General features: G+C 67.9%; 25 protein-coding genes. 18 read left to right on the top strand and 7 right to left on the bottom strand.

Features of this window, described 5'->3' with window-relative positions:
* Positions 1-83 precede the first annotated feature (83 nt).
* The 4 genes from DFO47_RS01355 to DFO47_RS01340 all read left to right on the top strand — a co-directional run bounded on the left by DFO47_RS01355 (position 84) and on the right by DFO47_RS01340 (position 4,268).
* Positions 84-857, top strand: coding sequence for a demethylmenaquinone methyltransferase (locus DFO47_RS01355; protein ID WP_231369820.1), 774 nt, complete (start codon positions 84-86; stop codon positions 855-857).
* 3 nt (positions 858-860) lie between these two features.
* Positions 861-2,192: a geranylgeranyl reductase family protein gene (locus DFO47_RS01350; protein WP_133830391.1), complete on the top strand. Its 1,332-nt coding sequence runs from the start codon at positions 861-863 to the stop codon at positions 2,190-2,192.
* Positions 2,189-3,289 (top strand): polyprenyl synthetase family protein, encoded by a 1,101-nt coding sequence (locus DFO47_RS01345; protein WP_018760581.1) that lies wholly within the window; start codon positions 2,189-2,191, stop codon positions 3,287-3,289. Before DFO47_RS01350 ends, DFO47_RS01345 begins: the two co-directional genes overlap by 4 nt.
* Positions 3,290-3,725: 436 nt before the next feature.
* On the top strand, positions 3,726-4,268 hold the full coding sequence (locus tag DFO47_RS01340) for a DUF559 domain-containing protein (RefSeq protein WP_243835287.1): 543 nt from the start codon (positions 3,726-3,728) through the stop codon (positions 4,266-4,268).
* Between the two features lie 123 nt (positions 4,269-4,391).
* On the opposite strand, the gene DFO47_RS01335 is transcribed toward DFO47_RS01340, so the two are convergent.
* Positions 4,392-4,823, bottom strand: coding sequence for a hypothetical protein (locus tag DFO47_RS01335; protein WP_018760579.1), 432 nt, complete (start codon positions 4,821-4,823; stop codon positions 4,392-4,394).
* A 50-nt stretch (positions 4,824-4,873) separates the two neighbouring features.
* A complete protein-coding gene (locus tag DFO47_RS01330) occupies positions 4,874-5,527 on the bottom strand; it encodes a trimeric intracellular cation channel family protein (RefSeq protein ID WP_018760578.1) in 654 nt (217 codons plus the stop codon).
* Between the two features lie 60 nt (positions 5,528-5,587).
* On the opposite strand from DFO47_RS01330, the gene DFO47_RS01325 reads away from it, so the two are divergent.
* From DFO47_RS01325 to DFO47_RS01270, 12 genes are all read left to right on the top strand, one after another.
* The gene (locus tag DFO47_RS01325) at positions 5,588-6,457 is read left to right on the top strand and encodes a CbiX/SirB N-terminal domain-containing protein (RefSeq protein ID WP_133830389.1); all 870 of its coding nucleotides are present in this window, start codon (positions 5,588-5,590) and stop codon (positions 6,455-6,457) included.
* A 54-nt stretch (positions 6,458-6,511) separates the two neighbouring features.
* A complete protein-coding gene (locus tag DFO47_RS01320; protein ID WP_133830388.1) occupies positions 6,512-8,257 on the top strand; it encodes a nitrite/sulfite reductase in 1,746 nt (581 codons plus the stop codon).
* The gene (locus tag DFO47_RS01315; RefSeq protein WP_018760575.1) at positions 8,257-8,985 is read left to right on the top strand and encodes a phosphoadenylyl-sulfate reductase; all 729 of its coding nucleotides are present in this window, start codon (positions 8,257-8,259) and stop codon (positions 8,983-8,985) included. Before DFO47_RS01320 ends, DFO47_RS01315 begins: the two co-directional genes overlap by 1 nt.
* Positions 8,982-9,926, top strand: a complete 945-nt coding sequence (gene cysD, locus DFO47_RS01310; protein WP_133830387.1) for a sulfate adenylyltransferase subunit CysD — start codon at positions 8,982-8,984, stop codon at positions 9,924-9,926. The genes DFO47_RS01315 and cysD overlap by 4 nt, the downstream gene beginning before the upstream one ends.
* On the top strand, positions 9,926-11,335 hold the full coding sequence (locus DFO47_RS01305; RefSeq protein ID WP_109044293.1) for a GTP-binding protein: 1,410 nt from the start codon (positions 9,926-9,928) through the stop codon (positions 11,333-11,335). The genes cysD and DFO47_RS01305 overlap by 1 nt, the downstream gene beginning before the upstream one ends.
* Before the next feature lie 213 nt (positions 11,336-11,548).
* The gene (locus tag DFO47_RS01300; protein ID WP_133830386.1) at positions 11,549-12,349 is read left to right on the top strand and encodes a hypothetical protein; all 801 of its coding nucleotides are present in this window, start codon (positions 11,549-11,551) and stop codon (positions 12,347-12,349) included.
* 130 nt (positions 12,350-12,479) lie between these two features.
* Entirely contained in the window at positions 12,480-13,610 is a 1,131-nt protein-coding gene (locus DFO47_RS01295) for an ABC transporter substrate-binding protein (RefSeq protein WP_133830653.1), read from the top strand.
* A gap of 26 nt (positions 13,611-13,636) precedes the next feature.
* Entirely contained in the window at positions 13,637-14,362 is a 726-nt protein-coding gene (locus tag DFO47_RS01290; RefSeq protein ID WP_109044296.1) for an ABC transporter ATP-binding protein, read from the top strand.
* The gene (locus tag DFO47_RS01285; protein WP_109044297.1) at positions 14,352-15,317 is read left to right on the top strand and encodes an ABC transporter permease; all 966 of its coding nucleotides are present in this window, start codon (positions 14,352-14,354) and stop codon (positions 15,315-15,317) included. The genes DFO47_RS01290 and DFO47_RS01285 overlap by 11 nt, the downstream gene beginning before the upstream one ends.
* A 106-nt stretch (positions 15,318-15,423) precedes the next feature.
* A complete protein-coding gene (locus DFO47_RS01280) occupies positions 15,424-15,870 on the top strand; it encodes an SRPBCC family protein (protein WP_133830385.1) in 447 nt (148 codons plus the stop codon).
* Between the two features lie 87 nt (positions 15,871-15,957).
* On the top strand, positions 15,958-17,220 hold the full coding sequence (gene cobA / locus DFO47_RS01275) for a uroporphyrinogen-III C-methyltransferase (RefSeq protein ID WP_133830384.1): 1,263 nt from the start codon (positions 15,958-15,960) through the stop codon (positions 17,218-17,220).
* Between the two features lie 97 nt (positions 17,221-17,317).
* Complete coding sequence (locus DFO47_RS01270; protein ID WP_018760566.1) at positions 17,318-18,784, top strand: FAD-dependent oxidoreductase; 1,467 nt, start codon at positions 17,318-17,320, stop codon at positions 18,782-18,784.
* Between the two features lie 65 nt (positions 18,785-18,849).
* Here the strand turns inward: DFO47_RS01270 and DFO47_RS01265 are convergent, their stop codons facing one another.
* Genes DFO47_RS01265 through DFO47_RS01255 form a run of 3 tightly spaced genes read right to left on the bottom strand, consistent with a single transcriptional unit; the run spans position 18,850 to position 20,447 of the window.
* Positions 18,850-19,290 (bottom strand): SRPBCC family protein, encoded by a 441-nt coding sequence (locus DFO47_RS01265; protein ID WP_018760565.1) that lies wholly within the window; start codon positions 19,288-19,290, stop codon positions 18,850-18,852.
* Positions 19,291-19,325: 35 nt separating this feature from the next.
* Positions 19,326-20,153, bottom strand: coding sequence for a DUF1206 domain-containing protein (locus tag DFO47_RS01260; RefSeq protein WP_018760564.1), 828 nt, complete (start codon positions 20,151-20,153; stop codon positions 19,326-19,328).
* A 3-nt stretch (positions 20,154-20,156) separates the two neighbouring features.
* Positions 20,157-20,447 carry a hypothetical protein gene (locus tag DFO47_RS01255; protein WP_026264322.1) on the bottom strand — a complete coding sequence of 97 codons (291 nt, stop codon included), beginning with the start codon at positions 20,445-20,447 and terminating at the stop codon, positions 20,157-20,159.
* A 160-nt stretch (positions 20,448-20,607) separates the two neighbouring features.
* On the opposite strand from DFO47_RS01255, the gene DFO47_RS01250 reads away from it, so the two are divergent.
* On the top strand, positions 20,608-21,147 hold the full coding sequence (locus DFO47_RS01250) for a hypothetical protein (RefSeq protein ID WP_026264321.1): 540 nt from the start codon (positions 20,608-20,610) through the stop codon (positions 21,145-21,147).
* Between the two features lie 74 nt (positions 21,148-21,221).
* Here DFO47_RS01250 and DFO47_RS01245 read toward each other — a convergent pair whose 3' ends face one another.
* Both DFO47_RS01245 and DFO47_RS01240 read right to left on the bottom strand, forming a co-directional pair.
* The gene (locus DFO47_RS01245; protein WP_133830383.1) at positions 21,222-21,902 is read right to left on the bottom strand and encodes a FadR/GntR family transcriptional regulator; all 681 of its coding nucleotides are present in this window, start codon (positions 21,900-21,902) and stop codon (positions 21,222-21,224) included.
* Between the two features lie 4 nt (positions 21,903-21,906).
* Positions 21,907-23,172: an MFS transporter gene (locus DFO47_RS01240; protein WP_018760560.1), complete on the bottom strand. Its 1,266-nt coding sequence runs from the start codon at positions 23,170-23,172 to the stop codon at positions 21,907-21,909.
* A 135-nt stretch (positions 23,173-23,307) separates the two neighbouring features.
* Here DFO47_RS01240 and DFO47_RS01235 point away from each other — a divergent pair, with 135 nt between their 5' ends.
* Entirely contained in the window at positions 23,308-24,912 is a 1,605-nt protein-coding gene (locus tag DFO47_RS01235) for a CYTH and CHAD domain-containing protein (RefSeq protein ID WP_133830382.1), read from the top strand.
* Positions 24,913-24,928 lie beyond the last annotated feature (16 nt).

Raw genomic sequence — 24,928 nt, 5'->3', positions numbered from 1 at the left:
GGCCATCTCCGGGTGTAGGGAGGGGCAAAAAGGAGATGGAGGCGCTGGTCCGGACCGCCGCGAACATTTGAGACAATGTCATGGTGAACCGAGCATCCTTGGATAAGCGTCCGGACGAAGTAGCCACGATGTTTGACGACGTCGCACCGAAATACGACGTCGTCAACGATGTCCTTTCCATGGGACAGACCCGCCGCTGGCGGAAGATCGTGGTGGACGCGATGGAAGTCTCCAAGGGCCAGCGCGTCCTTGACCTGGCGGCCGGCACGGGCACGTCCAGCGAACCATATGCCGACGCCGGCATAGACGTGGTGGCCTGCGACTTCTCCCTGGGCATGCTCAAGGTGGGCAAGCGCCGCCGCCCGGACATCGACTTCATCGCCGGTGACGCCACCAACCTGCCGTTCGCTGACAACACGTTTGATGCCACCACCATCTCGTTCGGCCTGCGCAATGTGAACGAGCCCAAGAAGGCGCTGGCCGAGATGCTGCGCGTCACCAAGCCCGGCGGCCGCCTGGTCATCGCCGAGTTCTCCCAGCCCGTGGTCCCGCTGTGGCGCACCATGTACACCGAATACCTGATGCGTGCCCTGCCGGCCATCGCCGTCAAGGTCGCCTCCAACCCGGATGCCTATGTCTACCTGGCCGAGTCCATCCGCGCCTGGCCGGACCAGGACCACCTGGCAGCCTGGCTGCAGGACAGCGGCTGGGAAAAGGTCACCTACCGCAACCTCACCGGTGGAATCGTGGCCGTGCACCGGGCCTTCAAGCCCGCCGGCGCACCCGAGGGTGCCGCGGCCGCCATCGCCGCGCACAAAGGCCCGGTGGCCAAGCTGCGCCGCAACATCGTCCGCTGACCTGTGAGGGTACTGATTGTCGGCGCAGGTCCGGCCGGGTCCACCGCCGCGTACTACCTCGCCAAGGCCGGCCTTGAGGTCACGGTCCTGGAGAAGACGCAGTTCCCGCGCGAGAAGGTCTGCGGGGACGGCCTCACGCCCCGCGCCGTCCGCGAAATCCAGAAGCTCGGCCTGCCGCACCCCGAGAACGACGGCTGGCGGAGGAACAAGGGCCTGCGCCTGATCGCCGGTGGCCGCACCATCGAGCTGCCCTGGCCTGAGGTGTCCGACTTCCCGCAGTACGGCCTGATCCGCACCCGCCTGGGCTTTGACGAGGAACTGGCGCGGCACGCTGAGGCTGCCGGTGCCACCATCCTTGAGCGGCACAGCGTCACCGATGCCCTCCGGAACGACGCCGGCCGCGTCACCGGGGTCCGCGCAGCGCTCCTTGACGGGAACGGACGCAAGACCGGCGAGACGCGTGACTTTGCTGCCGACGTCGTCCTCGCAGCCGACGGCAACTCCACTCGCACGGCCGTGTCCCTCGGAATCCAAAAACGCGACGACCGGCCCCTGGGCGTTGCCGTCCGCACCTATTTCACGTCGCCGCGCACCGACGACGACTGGATGGAAGGCTGGCTGGAGCTCCCCGGCCGCGACGGCAAGCTGCTGCCCGGCTACGGCTGGGTGTTCGGCGTGGGCGACGGCACCTCCAACGTGGGCCTCGGCATCCTGAACTCCTCCAAGGAATTCGGCAAACTGGACTACAAGCAGGTCCTGCGCGAATGGACCGCCGGGATGCCCGCCGACTGGGGCTTCACACCGGAAAACCAGGTGGGGGAAATCCGCGGCGCCGCGCTGCCCATGGGCTTCAACCGCACTCCCCACTACTCTCCGGGCCTGCTCCTGCTGGGCGATGCCGGTGGCATGGTGTCCCCGTTCAACGGTGAGGGCATCTCCTACGCGATGGAGTCGGCACGATTTGCGGCCGAGTTCATCATCGACGCCTCCTCCCGTTCGGCTGCCTTGAGCGGAACGTACGACGCCGACGCACACCTGTCGCGGTACGCGGACTACGTGCGCGGCCAGTGGGGTTCGCACTTCACCCTCGGCCGGGCCTTCGCCGCATTGATCGGGAAGCCGGCCGTGATGAAGCTCGCCCTGCGGACCGGCATGCCCATCCCCGTCCTGATGCGGTTCGTGGTCCGGCTCCTGGCCAACCTCACGGACCCGTCAGCCAAGGGCTTCGAGGACCGGGTGATCCGCGTCCTGGAATCGCTGGTTCCGGCCACGTCCAATACCCCGTCAGCTTCGAATCAGCGGTATCCGCAACAAAAAGTTAGGGTTAACCCGTGACCAAATCCGCAGACCACAGCTGGACGCACGCCGGGCACGGCCTGCCGGACTCCGAACCCAGCCTCAATACCACCGCTATTGCCACGGGACTCCAGCTGCCGGCCGGTTTTGCCGCCATTGCGGAGGATGCCGAGCTTGGCCCGGCCATCACCAACAACCTGGCCAAGGTGGAGAAGAAACTCCGGGAGGCGATCGCCAACTCGGACCCCCTGGCCGATGCCACGTCCCGCCACCTGGTGGAAGCCGGGGGCAAGCGCATCCGGCCGCTGCTGACCCTGCTGTGCGCCCACCTCGGCGACGCATCCCTGCCCGCCGTGGTGCAGGCCGCCGTCGTGGTTGAACTGACGCACCTGGCCACCCTCTACCACGACGACGTCATGGACTCCGCCCCGTTCCGCCGCGGCGCTCCCACAGCCCACGAAGTCTGGGGCAACTCCGTGGCCGTCCTCACCGGCGACCTGATCTTCGCCCGGGCATCCATCCTGGTGTCCGAACTGGGCGGCCGCGCGCTGGGCATCCAGGCCCGCACCTTTGAGCGCCTGTGCCTGGGCCAGTTGCACGAGACCGTGGGCCCGCGTCCGGACGAGGACCCGGTGGAGCACTACCTGTCCGTGATCGCGGACAAGACGGGTTCCCTGGTGGCGGCCTCGGGCCAGTTCGGTGCCATCTTCTCCGGCGCCGACGAGGCATTCGAGGACATCCTGGTGGAATACGGCGAGAAGGTGGGCGTTGCCTTCCAGCTGGCCGACGACGTCATCGACGTCACCGGTGTCAAGGTCAAGTCCGGCAAGTCACCCGGAACGGACCTCCGCGAAGGGGTCCCCACCCTGCCGGTGTTGCTCCTGCGCAAGGCTGCCGCTGACGGCGACCAGTCCGCCGTCGAGCTCCTGACGCTGATAGACGGCGACCTGACCTCGGACGAAGCCCTGGCCGCCGCCGTCGCCGGGTTGCGGGAGCACCCCGTCACGGCCGAGTCCTGGGTAGTGGCACGCCGCTGGGCCGACGAAGCCATCGCCGCCCTCGCGCCGCTGCCGGACGGGGTGGTCAAGGAGTCGCTGTCCAACTTTGCGCTGGCCGTGGTGGACCGCGCCAGCTGATCTTCTGCGGGAGCCCGGCGCCTCTGGTCCAGCCAGCAGGTGCCGGGCTTCTTTTTTTGGCTGTGGCGTTAACGGGATAGCCCCGGTCCTCAACAACCGAAGCTGCTGTGAACCGGGGCTATCTCTCCGTTCGCATCAGACCCGCCGGAGGCGTTTAGCGGATCCGTGAATAGCTTATGACAGCTTTGTCACAATGCGCAAGTCTTCTGTAACTGCATGTGTCAAAAAGTTTTTCCGCTGAGTCTGCCCGCCTTTCAGCGCCGGCGGGTGACCAACCCCGGCATGTTGCAGAGGCGCGCCGGGACGGCAGCCGGAACGTGAGGAGTTTCAGCGCCGCGGGTTACCCACATAGCGCGAATCAGGCTCCCCGGCGGGGGCATCCGTCCGCTGGGCTGACCTCATGGATGTTTGTCATTTCCTTCGCCATGCCGGTTCTGTGGCCCGCACGGCAACAATCCTCAAGGCCGGGTTCTCCGACCGGGACATCCGCAATGCGGCGGCGTCCGGTGAACTCTGCCGCCTCAGGCACGGGGTGCTGGCCCTCCGGGAAGCCCCTCAGGACTTTGTGGCCGCGGTGCGGCAAGGCGTGACGACGTTGCCGTACCTGCATCAACGGCTGCCGGGAAACCGGAATGGAGCCGCGCGCCAAGTCCTGGACCTTGTCGACGGCAGCGCGGATTCGCCACTTGAAGTGGTGGCCCGCATCCTCTTTCGTGCAGCGGGAATCCATACCCAAACCCAGGTCGGGTTGCCCGGAATCGGCTACGTCGACTTCCTGCTGGAGGGGTTCCTGATCGTCGAGATCGACGGCGCCAGCCACCTGGAGCCGCGACAGGTGAAGAAAGACCGCTCACGGAACAATGCCAGCACCCTCAGCGGCTATGCGGTGTTGCGATACGGGTACGCGGACGTCGTCCACAACCCGCAGAAGGTGCTTGCCGAGGTCTGGCAGGTGCTCAGGGGCAGGGTCATCCGCTGAAATTCCCCAACTTCCAACCGCAAAGCCGGAGACTCGCGGGCAAAACCGGGGAACACGCCGTCGGCACCCCTCAAAGGCGGGGAGATTCAGCGAGGGCCGGCCCAGCAGGGGAGTGGGGAGCCCCTACTCTTCCTCTTCGTCGTCCTCGAAAGCCCACTCGAACATGTCGAACACGAACTCGGAGAAGGTGCCTTCCTCGGACTTCCACTGGCCGCGGGCGTTGTTGCGGCGGTACACAATGGGGTCCGGGACGCCGAGGTCGCCCACGCGGAAGCCCCAGGTGAACTGTTCCTCTTCGTCTTCGAGGAACATCAGGAAGCCCTCGTCATCGACCTCGAGCTCTTCCGGGTCCCAGAAGTAGTGGTAGGCCTCCATCAGGTCTTCGCAGCCGCCCAGGGCAAGGTAGAACTCGCGCAGGACCAGCGGGATCTCGAACTGGTGCTCGGCGAGGGCGCTGTCCAGTTCCTCCGGGGTCAGGCCATCTGCTTCCTGCCATTCATCCTCGAGATACTTCGGAACAAGCGCGCGGAACTTCTCGAGGAACATGTCAGTCATGCTCATATCCTAGCCAATCCCGGACCCTCCAAAATGACACGGAGCAGCCACTACAGCCCCGTATCGCCGGCCCGCCGGTGCCACCCGCGGACAGCAAGCGGCGCCTGCCAGGACCGCCGCCAGGCCAGGACCCGGAACGTGAAAACCAATGCCGCGATGGCCGCCGCCGTCAGCACGTTGAAGACGCCCAGCACCCACAACACGGCGGTCAGGGACGAACCCAGGAACGCCGGCAGCGCGTAAATGTCCTTGGGGTTGAAGAGTTCCGGCACCTCGTTGGCGGTGATGTCGCGCAACAGGCCGCCGCCTACCGCCGTCGTCACGCCCAGCAGCACGGACGCCACCGGGTTCAGCCCGGTGGCCAGGGCCTTGAGGGTACCGGTCATGCAGAACAGGGCCAGGCCGGCGGCGTCGAAGAGGACCAGCAGCGACGTGTAGCGCTGGACGCTGGAGAACAGGAAATACACGAGCGCCGTGGCGAAGACCGGCGGGAACAGATAGGCGGGGTTGGTGAATGCTGCCGGGACCACGGCGATGATGATGTCCCGGATGACGCCGCCGCCGAGGCCCACCAGCGAAGCCAGCAGCAGGGAGCCGACAATGTCGATCTGCTTCCGTGCCGCAAGCAATGACCCCGATACGGCAAAGAAAAACACGCCCAGAAGGTCCAGCCATACCGGGGAGTTGTCAAAGGCGAATGTCATGGGGCGTCCCGGTATTTCAAAGAGGGCGGACAGGGCGGCTCCAACGTTACGCTAGCCCCTATGAACAGCCCCATCATGATCGCCTGCGCCCATGGGACGTCCAACACACAGGGAGCCGCGGAGGTCAACGCCCTGCGCGCCGCCATCGCTGAACTCCGGCCGGGCCTGGAGGTCCGGGAAGCATATGTTGACGTCCAGCAGCCGGACCTGGTGGACGTGGTGGCCGGCCTGCCGGAGGGGGAGCCCGCGGTAGTGGTCCCGCTGCTGCTGAGTGTCGGGTACCACGTGAAGGTGGACATTGCGCGGGCCGTGAAGAGCCGCCCCGGCAGCGCTGCCGCCGCTCCGCTGGGCCCGGACCCCCGGCTTGCCGCCCTGCTGGACCAGCGGCTGCGTGAGGCGGGCACCACGGACAACGACGTCGTCGTCCTCGCCGCGGCGGGCTCGTCCAATCCCAACGCCGCCGTCAGCGTCGAGGAGCTGCTGGGCCAGCTCCGGGAGCTCCGGTCCAACCGGATCGTGGCCGCGTACGGCGCCTCGGCCAAGCCCTCGGTGCCCGACGCCGTCGCCATGCTTCGGGAGGAGCTGGCAGGAGGTGCGGGCGCGGGGGAGTCCGCAGGAGCGGTCGACGTCGGCGGCCGGGTGGTGATTGCCTCCTACCTGCTGGCGCCGGGCTTCTTCCACGACCAGCTCGCGAAGGCGGGTGCCGACGTCGTCACCGAACCCCTGCTGCCATCCGCGACGCTCGCGGACATCGCGCTGGACAGGTACGACGCCGCCGTCGCGGCAATGCACGCAACCCGCTCCGAACCTGCCCCGGAAGCCGCGCCCGCAGCACCGACGGCGGGAGTGCCCGGGGCACCCGCCGATGCACAGCAGGGTGGCATCTTCAAGGCCGTTCGGCGTTTCGTGACGAAATATTTCCCTAGGTGACTCAGCATTTCCGGACCTTTGTGACGTAAATCGGGGGCACCCTACAGTCGTTGCATGACTGATACAGCTCTAGCCGGAGCGTCTGCGGACTCCGCTGCCCCCAAGCGCCCCGCACGCCCGTCCCGACCCGCCACGAAGCCGCACGGCCAGTGGAAGGTGGACGGCAAGACGCCGCTGAATGCCAACGAAACCTGGAAGCAGGAAGACGACGGCCTGAACGTCCGCGAGCGTATCGAGACCATCTACGCCAAGGAAGGCTTCGACGCCATCCCGAGCCAGGACCTGCACGGCCGGTTCCGCTGGTGGGGCCTGTACACCCAGCGCAAGCCCGGGATCGACGGCGGCAAGACCGCCACGCTCGAGCCGCACGAGCTTGAGGACAAGTACTTCATGCTCCGCGTGCGGATCGACGGTGGCGCGCTCACCACCGAGCAGCTGCGCGTGATCGGCCGGATCTCGGTGGACTTCGCCCGCGACTCCGCCGACCTGACGGACCGCCAAAACATCCAGCTGCACTGGATCCAGGTGGAGGACATCCCCGAGATCTGGAACCGCCTGGAATCCGTGGGCCTGTCCACCACCGAAGCCTGCGGTGACGTTCCCCGCGTCATCCTGGGCTCGCCCGTGGCCGGCATCGCCAAGGACGAGATCATCGACCCCACCCCGCTCATCGCCGAGCTGGGGGAGCGGTTCATCGGCAACCCGCTGCTGTCCAACCTGCCGCGCAAGTACAAGACCGCCATCACCGGCCACCCCAGCCAGGACGTGGTGCACGAGATCAACGACTTCGCGCTCGTGGGCGTCAAGCACCCCGAACTCGGCATCGGCTACGACCTGTGGGCCGGCGGCGCCTTGTCCACCAACCCCATGCTGGGCAAGCGCCTGGGCGCCTTCGTGAAGCCGGAGCAGGCCGCCGACGTGTGGCTCGGCGTCACCAGCATCTTCCGCGACTACGGGTACCGCCGCATGCGCACCAAGGCCCGCCTGAAGTTCCTGATGGCCGACTGGGGGCCGGAGAAGTTCCGCCAGATCCTCGAGGACGAATACCTCGGCTACAAGCTGGCGGACGGTCCCGCCGCCCCCAAGCCCGCCACCCCGGGCGACCACGTGGGCGTGCACGAGCAGAAGGACGGCAAATTCTTCATCGGCGCCACGCCGCTGGCCGGCCGGCTTTCCGGCTCCGCGCTGGTCAAGCTCGCCGACACCCTGGAGGCACGCGGCTCCTACCGGCTGCGCACCACCCCGCACCAGAAGCTCGTGGTCCTGGACGTCGACAAGGACCAGGTGGAGCCGCTGGTGGCCGAACTGGACGCGCTGGGCCTCTCTGCACGGCCGTCGGTGTTCCGCCGCGGCACCATCGCCTGCACCGGCATCGAATACTGCAAGCTGGCCATCGTTGAAACCAAGATGACGGCCGCCACCTCCGTGGCCGAACTGGAACGCCGCCTGGCCGACCTCGCCGAATCAGGCCAGCTGCCGCAGGCACTGTCCCTGCACATCAACGGCTGCCCCAACTCCTGCGCCCGGATCCAGACGGCTGATATCGGCCTCAAGGGCATGATGCTGCCAACGCCCGACGGCGAGCCCTCCCCGGGTTTCCAGGTCCACCTTGGCGGCGGCCTGGCTAACAACACCCGCGAGGAAGCCGGCCTGGGCCGGACCGTCCGCGGCCTGAAAGTGTACGTCGACGACCTGCCCGATTACGTGGAGCGCGTGGTGCGCCGGTTCGTTGCCGACCGCACCGAAGGCCAGACCTTCGCCGAATGGGCCCACGCAGCAGACGAGGAGGCACTCCAGTAATGGCAAAACACCTGGCACCCGCACCCGCCAAGCGTCCGGTCGAGGAGCTCAAGGCACTGGCTGAAGCCGGCGCCGCGGAACTCGGCTGGGACGCCCCCGCCCGCGACGTCATCGCCTGGGTGGAACGCAACTTCGACCTGCCCGCCGTCGCCGTCGCCTGCTCCATGGCCGACGCCGTCCTGCCGGCCTTGGTCGCGGACCAGATGCCCGGCGTCGACGTCCTGTTCCTGGAGACCGGCTACCACTTCCCGGAAACCTATGCCACGCGTGACGAGGTGGCCGCAAACCTCCGCGTCAACGTGGTGGACGTGCTCCCCGAAAACACCGTGGAGCAGCAGGACCGGCTCCTGGGCAAGGACCTCTTCGCCCGCGACGCCGCCCAGTGCTGCGCCCTCCGCAAGGTGGCTCCGCTGCAGCGCACCCTGGCCGGCTACGAGCTGTGGTTCACCGGGGTCCGCCGCGACGAAGCCCCCACCCGCACCAACACGCCCCTGATCGGCTGGGACGAGAAGAACGGCCTGGTCAAGGTCAACCCGATGGCCGCCTGGACGTTCGACCAGCTGGTCCAGTACTCCGACGACAACCTCCTGCCCGTCAACCCGCTGCTTTCCCAGGGCTACCCCTCCATCGGCTGCCAGCCCTGCACCCGCAAGGTGGCACCCGGCGAGGACCCCCGCGCCGGCCGCTGGGCAGGAACCGACAAGACAGAATGCGGACTACACGTATGAGCACTTCACTTACCGAGGAGACCCAGGTGACTGACGCCGCCGTATCCACGCGCCTGTCCAGCTTGGACACCCTGGAGTCCGAAGCCATCCACATCATCCGCGAGGTTGTTGCCGAGTTCGAGAAGCCTGCGCTGCTGTTCTCCGGCGGCAAGGACTCCGTGGTGATGCTGCACCTGGCCACCAAGGCGTTCTGGCCCGGCAAGGTGCCGTTCCCCGTGCTGCACGTGGACACCGGCCACAACTTCCCCGAGGTCATCGACTTCCGCGACCGCACCGTGGAGCGGCTCGGCCTGAAACTCGTGGTCGGCTCCGTCCAGGAGTTCATCGACCGCGGCGAGCTGGCCGAGCGCGCCGACGGCACCCGCAACCCGCTGCAGACCGTCCCGCTGCTGGACGCGATCCAGCAGAACAAGTTCGACGCCGTCTTCGGTGGCGGCCGCCGCGACGAGGACAAGGCCCGCGCCAAGGAGCGGATCCTGAGCCTCCGCGACGAGTTCGGCCAGTGGGACCCGCGCAACCAGCGCCCCGAGCTGTGGAACCTCTACAACGGCCGCCACACCGTGGGCCAGCACGTCCGGGCCTTCCCCATCAGCAACTGGACCGAGCTGGACATCTGGCGGTACATCGAGCGCGAGAACATCGAACTGCCGGGCCTCTACTACGCCCATGAGCGTGAGGTCTTCGCCCGCGACGGCATGTGGCGCGCCGTCGGCGAGGTCTCCCAGCCCCGCGACGGCGAGGACGTCATTACCAAGACCGTCCGCTACCGCACAGTGGGGGACATGTCCTGCACCGGCGCTGTGGAATCGAACGCCTACACCGTGTCCGATGTCGTGGTGGAAGTCGCCGCCTCCACCCTCACCGAACGTGGCGCCACCCGCGCAGATGACCGCATCTCCGAGGCCGCCATGGAAGACCGCAAGAAGGACGGGTACTTCTAATGAGCACGATTTCCGAGATTTCGACAGGCTCAATCAACGACAGCCTCCCCACCACCCTCTTCCGGTTCGCCACGGCAGGATCGGTCGACGACGGCAAGTCCACCTTGGTGGGCCGCCTCCTGCACGATTCCAAGGCCATCCTGGCTGACCAGCTCGACGCCGTCGCCCGCACCTCAGCGGACCGCGGCTTTGGCGGCGACAAGGGCGGCATCGACCTGGCCCTGCTGACCGACGGCCTGCGTGCCGAGCGCGAACAGGGCATCACCATCGACGTGGCCTACCGCTACTTCGCCACCGACCAGCGCAGCTTCATCCTGGCTGACTGCCCCGGGCACGTGCAGTACACCAAGAACACGGTGACCGGCGCGTCCACCGCGGATGCCGTCGTCGTCCTCATCGACGCCCGCAAGGGCGTGCTGGAGCAGACCCGCCGGCACCTGTCCGTGCTGCAGCTGCTCCGCGTGGCGCACGTGATCGTGGCCGTGAACAAGATCGACCTGGTGGACTTCAGCGAATCCGTCTTCCGCGGGATCGAAGCCGATGTGCAGCAGGTGGGCCGCGAACTGGGCCTCGGCTCGGACGGCATCAGCGACCTGTTGGTCATCCCGGTTTCGGCGCTCGACGGCGACAACGTGGTGGACCGCTCCGAGCGCACCCCCTGGTACACAGGCCCCGCCCTGCTCGAGGTCCTCGAAACCCTCCCCGCCGCCGATGAGCTCGAGAGCCACCTGGAAAGCTTCCGCTTCCCCGTGCAACTGGTGATCCGGCCGCAGGGCGCCCTGGCTCCGGATGCCGTCGCCGCCGGCCTGGACGCGGAGGCCTACCGCGACTACCGCGCCTACGCCGGCCAGATCACCGAAGGCTCGGTCAAGGTGGGAGACAAGGTTTCCGTACTGACGCCGGGCCAGTCTCCGCGCACCACCACCGTGGCGGGCATCGACTTCGCCGGCGCTTCGCTGCAGGAAGCCGCCGCACCGCAGTCTGTGGCCATCCGGCTGGCGGACGAGTTCGACGTCGCCCGCGGTGACACCATCGCCGCCGCAGGAACCGTCCGCGAAGCCTCCGCCGATTTGTACGCCGCCCTTTGCTGGTTGTCCCCGAAGCCGCTGCGCGAAGGCCAGAAGGTGCTGGTCAAGCATGGCACCCGTACGGTGCAGGCGATGGTCCGCAACGTCTCCGGCAAACTGGACCTGGCCACCTTCAAGCTGGAGGCCGCCTCGAACCTGGAGCTCAACGACATCGGCCACGCGCAGCTCCGGCTCGCCGCCCCGTTGCCGCTGGAGAACTACCTGCACCACCGCCGCACCGGAGCGTTCCTGGTTATCGACCCGCTGGACGGCAACACACTGGCCGCCGGCCTGGTCAAGGACCACCCGGGCGACCACGAAGACGAGCGCTACAGCATCTAGTCCTCCTTCGATTCGCCGGAAAACTGCGGGCTCGCCGTTCCTGAACAGCGAGCCCGCAGGTTTCCGGCGTTTTCGCGTTCATGCGGCAATCCGCACGTTAACCGCAAAATGTGCCCGCCGGATCTTTCGGGACGAAGTGTGGCATGGGAAGCTCAGGCATTGTTTGCTCGATGCCCGCGGTTCCGAGCCCGGGCCATTCGTTCGGGAGGCGCGATGCCAACCATCCACCGGTGGCGGACCACAGCGGTACTGGCATGTGCCCGTGATGCCCGGGAGTGGCGGATCACCCGGCGGCAGGCAGTGACGCTCGCCCTGATCCCCGGCGGTATTTCGGTGGCGGCTGCGGCCACGGTCGTATACCCCCCGCTGTACATCTGGCTCCTCGCCGAGGACTCGCTGGTGGAGTGGCTGCAGTTCCTCAGCCTCCTGGCGGCGGCGATCTTCCTGACGTTCATCGCCGCCCGGCTCCCGGCGTCCGGACAGAGGGGCATGGCTGTTGTTTACGGTCTGGTCGCCGCCGCGGCATGGTTCCTCGCGGGCGAGGAAATTTCCTGGGGACAGCGCATCTTTGGCTGGCAGACTCCCGAATCCATGGAGCAGATCAACCGGCAGGGTGAAACCACGCTGCACAACATCCGAGGCGTGCAGGAACTGGTCCCGGCAGCCATGCTCCTGGCCAGCCTGTACGGCGCGTGCGCCCCTCTGGTGTGGGCGGCGGTCCGGGCACGTTGGAAGCAGGCCGCGTCCCTGCACTTACTCATTCCGCCCCTGGGCCTGGTGCCGGCCTTTGTGCTTGCCGCGGCGTACCGCCTCTTCCGCCTGTTGGTGTGGCCGGCGGCCGATTACGGAATTTCTGAGTATTCCGAAGTGATGGAGTTCTGCCTGTACCTGGGACTGGCCTTGTTTTGCTGGCTCAACGTGCGCCGCCTGCTCCACCACCGGGCGAGCGTGGCAGGACCCCGCCACCGCGGTGGCGCACATGCCGTGGCAGTTGGTCAACGCCGCAGCGCCTGAATTTGTGAAACCGGGCCCCGGGGCGGCCTAATGTGACGCTACATGAACGTGCGTGACCCCCCGTTTCCGCGTCATTGAACGGGTTTGGGCCACTCCCTATGGTGAAACAATGACTAGTTCCAAGCCCGGGATGACCCGCATCGTGGCAGGCGAAAGCGCGGTTCCCAAGCGCAAGCGTGCCATCGAAGCTGCCCTGGCCATCGGGCTGGTCTTCCTGATCGCCGTCGGAGCCATTGTGGCCTCGAACGTCTCCCGCAACACCGAGGCCCAGGCCGCAGAGCCCAGCCCCGCGGCCGAGCTGAAGCTGGGCTACTTCGGCAACGTCACGCACGCCCCGGCCCTGGTGGGCGTCAAAAAAGGGTTCCTCCAGCAGGCCCTTGGCAGCACCAAGCTCAGCACCCAGACGTTCAACGCCGGACCGGCCGCCATCGAAGCCCTGAACGCCGGTGCCATCGATGCCGCCTACATCGGCCCCAACCCGGCCATCAACTCGTTCGCCAAGAGCCAGGGCGAGTCCGTCCGGGTGATTGCCGGGGCGGCGGCGGGCGGTGCCCAGCTGGTGGTCAAGCCGGAGATCAACTCCGTCGCAGACCTCAAGGGCAAGACCCTCGCATCGCCCCAGCTGGGCGGAACCCAGGACGTCGCGCTCCGCGCCTGGCTCTCGAAGCAGGGCTACAAGACCAACGTGGATGGCAGTGGCGACGTCGCCATCAACCCCACCGAGAACGCCCAGACCCTCAAACTGTTCCAGGACGGAAAGCTCGACGGCGCGTGGCTGCCGGAGCCCTGGGCCTCCCGCCTGGTGCTCCAGGCCGGCGCCAAGGTGCTGGTGGATGAAAAGGACCTGTGGGACGGCACCGGGACTGGCAAGCCGGGTGAGTTTCCCACCACCATCCTGATCGTGAACCAGAAGTTCGCCGCGGACCACCCGGACACCGTCAAGGCGCTGCTGACAGGCAACGCCGAATCCGTGGCCTGGCTCAACTCCGCGTCTGCTGACGAGAAGGCGAACCTCATCAACGCCGCACTGCAGGAATCCGCCGGGGCAGCATTGCCCACCGATGTCCTTACCAGGTCGCTGGCAAACATCACCTTCACCCTTGACCCCCTGGCCGGCAGCTACCCCAAGCTCCTGCAGGACGGCGTGGATGCGGGAACCACCAAGAAGGCCGACATCAACGGGCTCTTCGACCTCCGTGCGCTCAACCAGGTCACCGGTGGCGCCGACAAGATCTCCGCGGCCGGCCTCGGCCAGGACTGACCCACCCACTACCTAAGGACGGCACCATGCCAGTCGTACTGGAAAACCTGGGCAAACGCTTCGGCGACGGCGCCCCGGTACTGGACGACGTCAACGCCAACATCAAGCAGGGCGAGTTCGTTGCCCTCCTCGGTGCCTCCGGCTGCGGCAAGTCCACCCTCCTGAACATCATCGCGGGACTGGAAGCGCCGACGTCGGGCGCCCTGGAAGTGCCCAGCGACGGCGCCGCCTTCATGTTCCAGGACGCCGCGCTGTTCCCGTGGCTCACGGCCCGGGAAAATATCGAACTGGCCCTGAAGCTCAGGGGAGTGGGCAAGACCGAGCGCCGCACCAAGGCCCAGGAACTCCTGGACCTCGTGCACCTCGGCTCTGCCGGGGACAAGCGTCCGCACGAACTCTCCGGCGGCATGCGGCAGCGAGTATCACTGGCCCGCTCGCTGGCGCAGGACCGGCAACTGCTGCTCATGGACGAGCCCTTCGCCGCGTTGGACGCCATTACCCGTGACCTGCTGCACGATGAGCTGGAACGGATTTGGAAGGAAACCGGACGCACCATCGTGTTCGTCACCCACAACGTCCGCGAGGCCGTCCGGCTGGGACAGCGCGTCCTGCTCCTGTCCTCCCGTCCCGGACGGGTGGTCCAGGAATGGTCCGTCACCGAGGAACACCGAACCGACGCCGGGCTCGCCGGCCAGCTGACCGGGGTCATCACGGCCCGGCTGCGGGAGGAGATTCGCCGCCATGCCAAGTAACCCACCCCTGGTTGAGGAGGAGCCGGTGGTTGAGCCTGTCGAAGCCACGGCCGCTGAAACCCGTCACGTCCATGCCGCTCTGACCAGGACGTCCACCGGCAAGGAGGACCTCCGGGAACTCGAGTCCGGCCTGGATTCCCTGCAGTCCGACGCCGACCGGAAGCACCGGATCGACTGGAGCCGGATCCTCCTGCCCGTGGCCGCCCTGGTGGTCCTGGTGCTGGTCTGGCAGTTCTACGTCTCGCTGGGCGTCAAGCGCCGCGACCTGGTGCCCGGGCCGCTGGACGTCCTCGGCCAGCTGGGCGTCCTCTGGAGCGACGGCAAGCTGCAGGAATCCGTCTGGACGTCACTGCAGCGGGGCGTGGTGGGCTTCCTCATCTCGGTGGCCATCGCCACGCCTGTGGGGCTGCTCCTGGCCCAGGTGGCACCGCTGCGGCGCGCCTTCGGACCGCTCATCTCCGGCCTGCAGGTCCTGCCCTCCGTGGCCTGGGTTCCCGCGGCCATCATCTGGTTCGGCCTCACCGACGCCACTGTCTACTTCGTGGTGTTCATGGGAGCCATCCCCTCCATCATCAACGGGCTCATCTCCGGCGTGGACCAGATCCCGCCGCAGTACCGCAGGGTGGGCACCGTGCTGGGCGCCTCCCGGCTCCAGATGGCCCTCCAGATTGTCCTTCCGGCCGCTCTGCCGGGGTACCTGGGCGGCCTGAAGCAGGGCTGGGCCTTCTCCTGGCGTTCCCTCATGGCCGCCGAAATCATTGCGGTGGGCGGCACCATCGGCTTTGGCCTGGGTTCGCTGCTGGACCAAGGCCGGACTCTCTCGGACATGGCCGTGGTCATGGCCGCCATCCTCTTGATCCTCGCAGTGGGAATCCTGATCGAGCTGCTGGTTTTCGGCCCCATCGAGAAGCGGCTCCTCCGCAGCCGGGGCCTCCTGTCCGGCAGTACCCGCTAGCCCAACCCGGCACCCAACCACTGCAGAAAGCCCGACGGCGAGGCCCGCCGTCGGGCTTTCTGCTGTCCTGCCCGCTCGGGTCGGGAACAGGTGGCAGACTGGCGCCATGACAGCCAGCTTCGTTTGCCGCACCGAGTCCTGGCTCCCCGTGGAGCAGCTCTTCGACCGGGCACGCAGCATCGACCTGCACGTGGACTCGCAGCAGGCATCCGGGGAGCGCGCGGTGGGCGGCGTAATCAGCGGGCTGATCGGGCACGGCCAGGAGGTCACCTGGCGGGCACGGCACTTCGGCGTCCCGCTCACCATGACCAGCCGCATTACCCATCTGGATTACCCGCGCAGCTTCACCGACGAACAGTTGAGGGGCCCCTTCAAGGCCTTCCGGCATGTCCATGACTTCGCGCCCACGGCCACGGGAAGCGTGATGACGGACCGGGTGGAGTTCACCGCCCCGCTCGGGGTCCTGGGTACCGCCGTCGAACGGCTTGTCCTGGCCCGCTACCTGAAGCGCCTGATCATCCGCAGGGGCGGGTTCCTCGCCGGGCGGCCCTAGGAATCGTTTGTGACGCAGCATTACCTTGCGTGAACTGGTGTTGCTCGGCCTTTGTTGGCGAATGTGACGCGGCCCTACCGTTGATCCATGGCAATTCAGGACATATACCCCACGGCGCTGCGGCTGCTCGGCCGCCCCGTGCTGGTGGTGGGCGGCGGCCCCGTTGCCGCACGCCGCGCCAAAGGCCTGCTCGACGCCGGTGCAGTGGTCACGGTCGTGGCCCCGGTTGCCTCGCCCGCGCTGAAGGAGATGGCCGACGCCGGCCTGCTCACCTGGGAAGCGCGGCCCTACCTTTCCAGCGACGTCGACGGCGTGTGGTTCGCCCAGACCGCCACCGGCGACCCGGAGGTGGATGCCCAGGTATCAACCGACGCCGAGGCGCAGCGGGTTTGGTGCGTCAATGCCTCCAACCACGAAGCCTCCGCCGCCTGGACGCCCGCCGTCGCCGAGGTGGATGACGTCAAGATCGCCGTGAACGCCGGGGGAGACCCGCGCCGCGCCATGGCCGTCCGCGACGCCGTCGCCACCGCCCTCGAAACCGGCGACCTCCCGCTGCGCCGCCGCCGCGCACACCGGGGAACCGTTGCATTGGTTGGTGGCGGCCCCGGCGATACCGGCCTCATCACGGTCCGCGGCCGCCGGCTCCTGGGGCAGGCCGACGTCGTCGTGGCTGACCGCCTGGGCCCCCGCGGCCTCCTGAACGAACTGGCTCCGGACGTCCGCGTCATCGAAGTGGGCAAGACCCCCGGCCACCACCCGGTGCCGCAGGCGGAGATCAACCGGATCCTGGTTGAAGAAGCGCTGAAGGGCCACCGCGTGGTCCGGCTCAAGGGCGGGGACCCCTACGTGCTGGGCCGCGGCGGCGAGGAAGCCGAATACTGCCGCCAGCACGGTGTGGAGGTTGAAGTGGTTTCCGGCGTTACATCGGCCATCTCCGTCCCGGGCGCCGCAGGCATCCCCGTGACGCACCGAGGCCTGGCCAAGGGCTTCAGCGTGGTGACCGGACACGAGGAACTCTCCGAGGTTCCCGCCCGCCCGGACCACACCATCGTCCTGCTCATGGGCGTCGGCCAGCTCCGGGAATCCGCGTCCGCGCTGGGCGAAGCGGGCATGCCGGCGGACACCCCTGTTGGTATCGTGGAAAACGGCTACCTGCCGGACCAGCGCGTCACCATCGGCACGCTCGGTTCCATCGCGGACCAGGCCGACGCCGCCGGTGTTGCCAACCCCGCCGTGATCGTCATCGGTGACGTGGTGCGCGTGAGCCCGTTCGCTCCGCCGCACTTCAAAACCGCCGACTACGGCACCACCACCCCGAACAGCCCCCGCAAGACCGTCCTCACCACCTAGCCCCACCCAACTGACTGGCAGTTGTTGTCGTTCTGAGCCGTCAAAACGGCAACGAATGCGAGCCAGTTGGGCCGGAACGAAGAAAAGGAACACAGCCGTGTCATCCAGCACCACCGTAGGAACTGCTGCGCGTCCGCTGCGCGTCGCCGTCGTTGGCTCCGGCCCGGCTGGCGTCTACGCCGCTGACATCCTCACCAAGAGCGAGGCCGTCAAGAGCGGCGAGCTGACCGTCAGCATCGACCTCTTCGACCGCTACCCGGCGCCCTACGGCCTGATCCGCTACGGCGTGGCCCCGGACCACCCCCGCATCAAGGGCATCGTCAACGCCCTGCACAAGGTCCTGGACCGCGGCGACATCCGCTTCTTCGGCAACGTGGACTACGGCACGGACCTCACCATCGAGGACCTGCGCACCCACTACGACGCCGTCATCTTCGCCACCGGCGCCATCAAGGACGCGGACCTGAACATCCCCGGCATCGAGCTGGACGGCTCCTACGGCGGCGCCGACTTCGTCTCCTGGTACGACGGACACCCGGACGTCCCCCGTGAATGGCCGCTCGAGGCCAAGGAGATCGCCGTGATCGGCAACGGCAACGTGGCGCTGGACGTGGCCCGCGTCCTGTCCAAGCACGCCGACGACCTCCTTGTTTCCGAAATCCCGGACAACGTCTACGCCGGCCTAAAGGCTTCCCCGGTCACGGACGTCCATGTCTTCGGCCGCCGCGGGCCTGCCCAGGTCAAGTTCACCCCGCTGGAGCTCCGCGAGCTGTCCCACTCCAAGGACGTGGACATCATCCTGTACCCGGAGGACTTCGAGTTCGACGAGGAATCGGACCGCCAGATCCAGACGAACAACCAGACCAAGACCATGGTGGGCACGCTCACCAACTGGATCGCAGAGCAGCCCGAAGACCTCTCAGAGCTCACGGCTTCCCGCCGCCTGCACCTGCACTTCCTGCACAGCCCGGTGGAGATCTACGACGACGCCGAAGCTCCGGGCAAAGTGGCCGGCATCAAGTTCGAGCGCACCGAGCTGGACGGCACGGGCAACGCCCGCGGCACCGGCGAGTACGTGGACTACCCGGTCCAGGCCGTGTACCGCGCCATCGGCTACTTCGGTTCCGCCCTGCCCGAGATCGAGTTCGACCACAAGCGGGGCGTCATCCCGAACGACGGCGGCCGCGTCCTGGACGCCGAAGGCAACCATGTGCCGGGTATCTACGCCACCGGCTGGATCAAGCGTGGCCCCGTCGGCTTGATCGGGCACACCAAGGGCGACGCCCTGGAAACCGTGACCTACTTGCTGGAAGACCGCGAAAACCTCCCGGTCGCCTCCGCGCCTGCTGAAGACGCCGTCGTCGAGCTCCTCGATGCCCGCGGCGTGAAGTTCACGTCCTGGGAAGGCTGGCTGGCCCTGGACGCCCACGAACTCGCGCTTGGCGCGGCCGCCACCGAGGCCGGCGGCTCGCACGGCGTCGAGGTCAAGCGTGAGCGCATCAAGGTGGTCCCGCGCGAGGACATGGTGTCCATTTCCCGTGATGGCGTGTCCGCCCAGGTCTAGGATCCTGTTGCTGCAGGAGCCGCGGAACCACCGTTCCGCGGCTCCCGCCATTTAACCCTGCTGCGCTATTTTCCCGCGCCGCCGATGGCCATGAGCTCGAGCCGGCGAAGGGTCTCGCGGTTCCGGGCGGAGATGACAGGATCCCGGAGGAATTTCGGCATCAGCTTTCCCGGCCCGCGGATGGCGTCCTCGGCAATGGTCACCAGGCATTCGCCGCCGCGGTCCTCCAGCCTGATGTCCACCTTGGCCTCGCCCACGGGCCAGCCGCGCGCCACGAGTTCCAGGGAGCGGCCGGGATCCACCGCGGTGACACGGCTGCTGTCGTTGAGCACCAGCGGCCACGCTCCTACGGAGTGGTGGAGCCGGGCTCCGGGCCCCGGCCATTCGGGATCCACATCCCTGATCCGGGAGGCGCCCACCACCCAGCCGGAATACAGCCAGCCGTCGGCGATGACCCGCCAGACGTCGGCAGCGGGGCACGTGAACAGCTGCGAGACAGTGGACATGGGGTTCCTTCTCTCTTCATGGGCAAAAGGCGGTGCTACATGCGGCCGAACCGGGCCCGGATCATCGCGAAAATCCCGTAGGCGATGAAGCCAGCGCCAATGGCCACCAGCAGGGTGGGGCCGAACGGGTGGTCCTGGAGGGCCTTGAGGCTGCCGTCCAGTCCGGTGGATTCATCGGGCCGGTGCCGGGCTGCGGCGATCACGAACAGCAGGCCGGTCAGGACCAGGGCGATGCCCTTGGCCACATGGCCCGTGACGCCCAGGCTGTCGATCAGCCGACCCCGCCGGGTGCCGTCAAAGTGGAACAGCTCCTCCTTGAACCCGCGCCGGAGGCCCTTGACGATGAAGTAGATCCCAATGCCGAGGATGGTCAGGCCCAGGGCCACGAGGACCCAAGGCCCTGCGGGGTGCGCCATCACGCCGGAACTGAAATCCCTGGTGTTGTCGCCCGAGTCGCTGGGCTGCCCAACGGCGAATCCGGCAAAGCTGAGGCCCACGCTGCCGTACGCGATGGCAAGGAAACCCGACGACACCAGTTTGGCCAGCCGTTCCTTCCGGGGCAGGCTCCGGGCACGGAGGGTCGCTTCGCTGGCCTGCCAGAGAGCCAAGGCCAGGCAGGCCACCACGCACCCCCACATGACGACGGTGCCGAAGGGGTTGTCCGCCAGCCGGGCGATGGCCCCGGTTGGCTCGGCGTCCCCTTGGTGGCCGAAGCCGATGGCGATCGCGATGGCACCCACGATCACATGCAGCAGCGCCATGACGGCGAATCCCGCGCGGGCCAGGACATCGAGGACCTTGTGGTTGGACGCGTCTTCGACCGCGTCCGCTGCCTGGCTGAGGGTGGAATCGCCGTCGGACATGCCCTAGCCGTTCATGGGCCCTTCGGCCCGCATGTTCTCGGCTCCGGGGCCCTCAACATGGACAGTGCAGCGGACCACCAGCTGGCCGGGGGCGTTGTCCAGTTCCACCAGTGAATCGTGCCCGCTGAGGACGGTGAACACTTCGGAACCGGCGAGGACACTGACGCCCTTGGCCTTGGCCGTTTCCCGGGCGTTCCCCAATGCCTGGCGCTCCAGCGCATCCACATAGCCGCTGTCACTTTCCCGGGCGGGGTTCCCGAAGGCCCAGCCGAACAATGTCCCTGTGTTTCCCATGGCGTTGATATTACGCGGTCGGCGGGGCCGGGGGCCGGGCTTTCGTAATATTAGTAAGTGTGCTTAGTATGAGCAGACCATACCTTGATTAGGACACGGCATGCGACACCCGCGGAGGGCAGCACGCCGGAACCCGTTCACAACGTTAGGAATGCACATCATGGCAGGAAATCTCTTAGCGCGTTCAGTTCACGACCTGACGGCGGCAGCATGGTTCGGCGGATCGCTGATGGGCGCCATCGGCCTGAACGGGGCGGCCGCGCAGGCCAAGGATCCCGCCGAACGCACCCGGCTTTCCAGCGCCGGCTGGATGCGGTGGGCGCCGGTCCAGACCGCGGCGTTCGCCGCGCACCTGGCGGCAGACCTCGCCATCGCCTGGGAAAACAAGGGCCGGATCGCCAAGCAGGACGGCGTGGCACGCGACACCGCCATCAAGACCGTCGTGACCCTTGCGGGCGCCGGGGTGACCCTGTACTCGGGCATCCTGGGCAAGAAAGTGGACAAGCTTGCCGATGAGGGGGCCAAGGGAGCCACCGAGCCGCAGCCGGCGGCATCGGACGAGCTGAAGTCCGCCCAGCAGCAGCTCAAGCTCCTGCAGTGGGCCATCCCCGGATTCGCCGCGCTGGTGATCATCCTGGGCGCCAAGCACGGCGAGATGCAGCGCCCCACGAACGTCCTCGCAGGCCTGCGCCGGAGCTGATTCACCGGCAGGCACAGGACGGACGACGGCGGCCCGGCACCACAGTGCCGGGCCGCCGCCATGCGCGGGGAGATTTACTCCGCCAGCCACTCCGCGCAGGAGTTCAGGTTCCGGTTCACGGTGGCGACGGCGTCGTCCTCGTGCCGCCGTTCTATGGCGGCCAGCAGGGTTTCGTGGCCGTCCCGCGGAAGCCCATTGAAGCCGGGCCGACGCTGTTGCGTGAGCAGGTCCTGGTGGAATGCCGTCCCGAAGCTGGCGTACAGCTCATGCAGCAGCGGGTTGCCGGAGGCCTGGGCCACTCCCTGGTGGAACTGCCAGTCTGCGTCGGCCCACGCCTCGATGTCGCCGATCTTCCAGGCCTGGTCCCGGGCGGCGAGGAAGGCGCGCAGGGCCGTGACGTCGTCGTCCGTGGCATTGCGCGCGGCGAGCCGGGCAGCCTGGGTGTCCAACCCCAGCCGGACCTCGAGGATGTGCTGCTCGGTATGGTCCTGGTAGAGCCGCCGCGCGGCACCGGACATCTCATTCGTGGCCCGCACGTAGGTTCCGTCACCGCGGCGGACCTCCAGCATGCCCCCGTGGGCCAGGGCCTTCACCGCCTCGCGCAGGGTCCCGCGGGAAACCCCCAGCCGCGCCATGAGTTCGGGCTCGGGCGGAATACGCTGATTCAACGCCCATTCGCCGGAGTGGACCATCTCCCGCAGCTTGGCGGTAACTTCGGCGGCCAGCGGCTGGCGGACGGACGGGCTCAAAGACAAGGTGCTACTTCCTTTCCGCAGGGCGGGTTCCGGACATCGGGCGCCCCGTGATCAGGTGGGCCACCACGATTTGGACCAGTGCCAGTGCCAGCAGCAGCACCAGCGGCAGGGTCCAGCCGCCGGTGGCGCTGTGCAGCAGGCCCATGCCGAAGGGACCTGCCGTCGCCAGCAGGTACCCCGAGGACTGGGCCAGGGTGGACAGTGCCGTGGTTTCGGCGGTGCTGGACCCGCTGCGGCTGATCATCACCATCACCAGGGGGAAAATGCCCAGGCCGAAACCGATCAGGACGGCCGGAATGGCCGCCAGTCCCACAGGAAGCACCAACAGCGCCGCGATCCCGGCCGCCATGGTGACGCTCACCAGGTAAAAGGCCGGGCGGAGCATGCGCGGGCGGGATCCGATGGCAATCAGCACCATGCCCGCCGGGACGGACACGAGCTGCATCAGCCCGAACATCAGTCCGCTGTCCGAGGCGCTCATTCCCATGGTGGTGAGCATGTACGGCAGCCAGCTCAGCAGCGCGTAGGCCAGGAGTGCCTGGAGGGTGAAGATCGCGGTGAGGAGCCGGCCTTTCCCGGTCCGCAGGAGCGGCCAGGGCGAGATGTGGGCTGCGGTGCTCCGGACGGTGTGGCGGTGGGCGTGCAGCGCCACGGGCAGGAAACCCAGGAATGCCGCCACGGCCGCGATGCCCACCGCCCCCACCGCGGCGGATGGCGACCCGAGGGCCTGTGCCAGTGGAACCACCAGGACCGAAGTCAGGGTGCCGCCGGTAGTCATTGTCACCGTGTAAACGGCGGTCATTAGCGACGTCCGGGAGGCGAAGTGCTCGCGGATGAAGGACGGCATGGCCACATTGCAGATGGCCAGCCCGGACATGCCCACCACGCTGCCGGCCACCAGCATGCCGGTTGCCGGGACGCCGCGCAGCAGCAGCCCGCCGGCCAGCAGCGCCAGCGACAGCAGGATGGCCTTCTCCACGCCCAGCTTGCCGCTGAGCCAGGAAGTTGCGGCGCCCGCCACCGCGAAGCACAGGGTGGGAATGGACGGGATGATGGCCGCCACCAGTGCCCCGTAGCCCAGGACGGCTTGAAGATCGTGCAGCAGGGCCGAGGCGCCGGTGATCCCGGCACGGAGGTTCAGTCCGATGAGCACCAGGGCAATCACGCCGAAGACGACGGCGGAGCGCGGCTTGGCGGGCACCGCGCCGGCGGTGCCGGCCGGGACGGTTGCGGTTGCTGCTGGCGCGGACGCGGGGGGAGTGGCGGACATACCATCCACCCTAAAGGTTAGACGTTTGATGTTTGCGGTTTTGTGGGCAACCTCTCGCCGATGCCGGGGCTGGCATAGACTGCGAACGGACTGTCGGAGGGCCTGGCATGGACCGGGCGGTGCGGAAGGACGGCTGTGGAGGCTTCGCGGGGACTTGAGATCGAGAAGAAGTACGACGTCGACGACGACGCCGCGGTGCCGGCGCTGGAACAAGCCGCCGGGGTGGCCCGGACCGGGAAACCCCACACCGACCTCCTCGAAGCGGTGTACTTCGACACCCCCGCCCACGACCTGGCGGCCCGCCGGATCACCCTGCGGCGCCGCACCGGCGGCACCGACGCAGGGTGGCACCTGAAGCTTCCGCCCACCGCCGCCGCCACCGCTGAAGGTCCCGCGCCGCGGACGGAGCTGCACGCGCCCCTTGGCCGTCCCGACGCCGTGCCGGACAGCCTCCTGGCCCACCTTCACGCCTACCTGCGGGGATCCGTCCCGGTGCCGGTGGTCCGGCTGGAAACCCGCCGCACCACCTACCCCCTGTACGGTGACGACGGCGTGCACCTCGCCGACCTCGCCGACGACCACGTCACCGCCGAGCGGTTGGCCGGCCGGGACAAGGGAACCAGCGCGCACGGGCAGTGGCGCGAGTGGGAGGTGGAACTGGTCCACGGCGGGCCCGCCCTCTTCGGGCCGGTGGAAGAACTCCTGACCGCCGCCGGCGCCCGGCCGGCCGGGCACGCCTCGAAGCTGGCGCGGGCCCTGGGCGCCGGCAAGGCAGGCGCGAAACGCTCCAACGGTGCCGCCCCCGACGACGATGCAAACGGCAGTGACGCCGGAAGCAACCCCGCCCTGCTGGCAGGCAAGCGCGCCCCGGCAGCCGCCGTCGTCACCGTCTTTGTGGCGTCGCAGATCGACGAGATCCTCGCTATCGACGCCGCCGTCCGGTTGGAGGAGCCGGAAGCGGTGCACACCATGCGCTCCTCCGCCCGCCGCATCAGATCGGTCCTGGCAGCGTACGGCAAGCTGTATAGGGCATCGCCGGTGCGCCGGCTCCGGGGCGAGCTGAAGTGGCTGGGCCGGCTGCTCGGCGAACCGCGCGACGCCGAAGTCCTGCGCGCGCAGCTCCGCAGCCAGCTGGCCGACCTTCCGCCGGGGGAGGGCCTCGCGGCCGCCACGGCAGCGGTTGACCACCGGACAGGTGAAAATTTCGACGCCGCCTACCGCCTCGTGCAGGAAGCGCTCGGCTCGGCCCGCTACTTCCGGCTCCTGGACAACCTCGAGGATTTCCGCGACAACCCGCCGGTGCGCGCCGACGCCGTCACCTCCGGCCGCAAGGCGGCAGCGAAAGCCGTGGACAAGGGCGCCAGGAAGTTGAAGCGCTCGCACAAGGCTGCCACGCGCGCCCGCCGCGGCACGGACCAGGAACTTGCCCTGCACCGCGTACGCAAAGACGCCAAGCGGCTGCGCTACGTGGCGGAATCAGCCGCCCTGGTCCGCGGCAAGCGCGCCGCCAAGGTGGCCAAGGCCGCCCGCCGGCAGCAAAAGATCCTGGGCAGCTTCCAGGACGCCGTGGTGGCCAGGGAACTGCTGACGGCCCTTGCCGGTGACGGCAGTGACCCGCCCACCGCGGACGTCTACACCGAGCTGCTCAGCCAGCAGGATGCGATCATGCTCGCCGCACACGCCAACTATCTGAAGGCCCGGAAGAAATCCCGAGACCTTTTCCGCCGCGGCATCATCTGACGCGTCACGTGCCGGG

The sequence above is a fragment of the Arthrobacter sp. AG258 genome (genome assembly GCF_004364695.1).
Lineage (GTDB): Bacteria > Actinomycetota > Actinomycetes > Actinomycetales > Micrococcaceae > Arthrobacter.
This window is presented reverse-complemented; position numbering and strand designations above follow the sequence as displayed.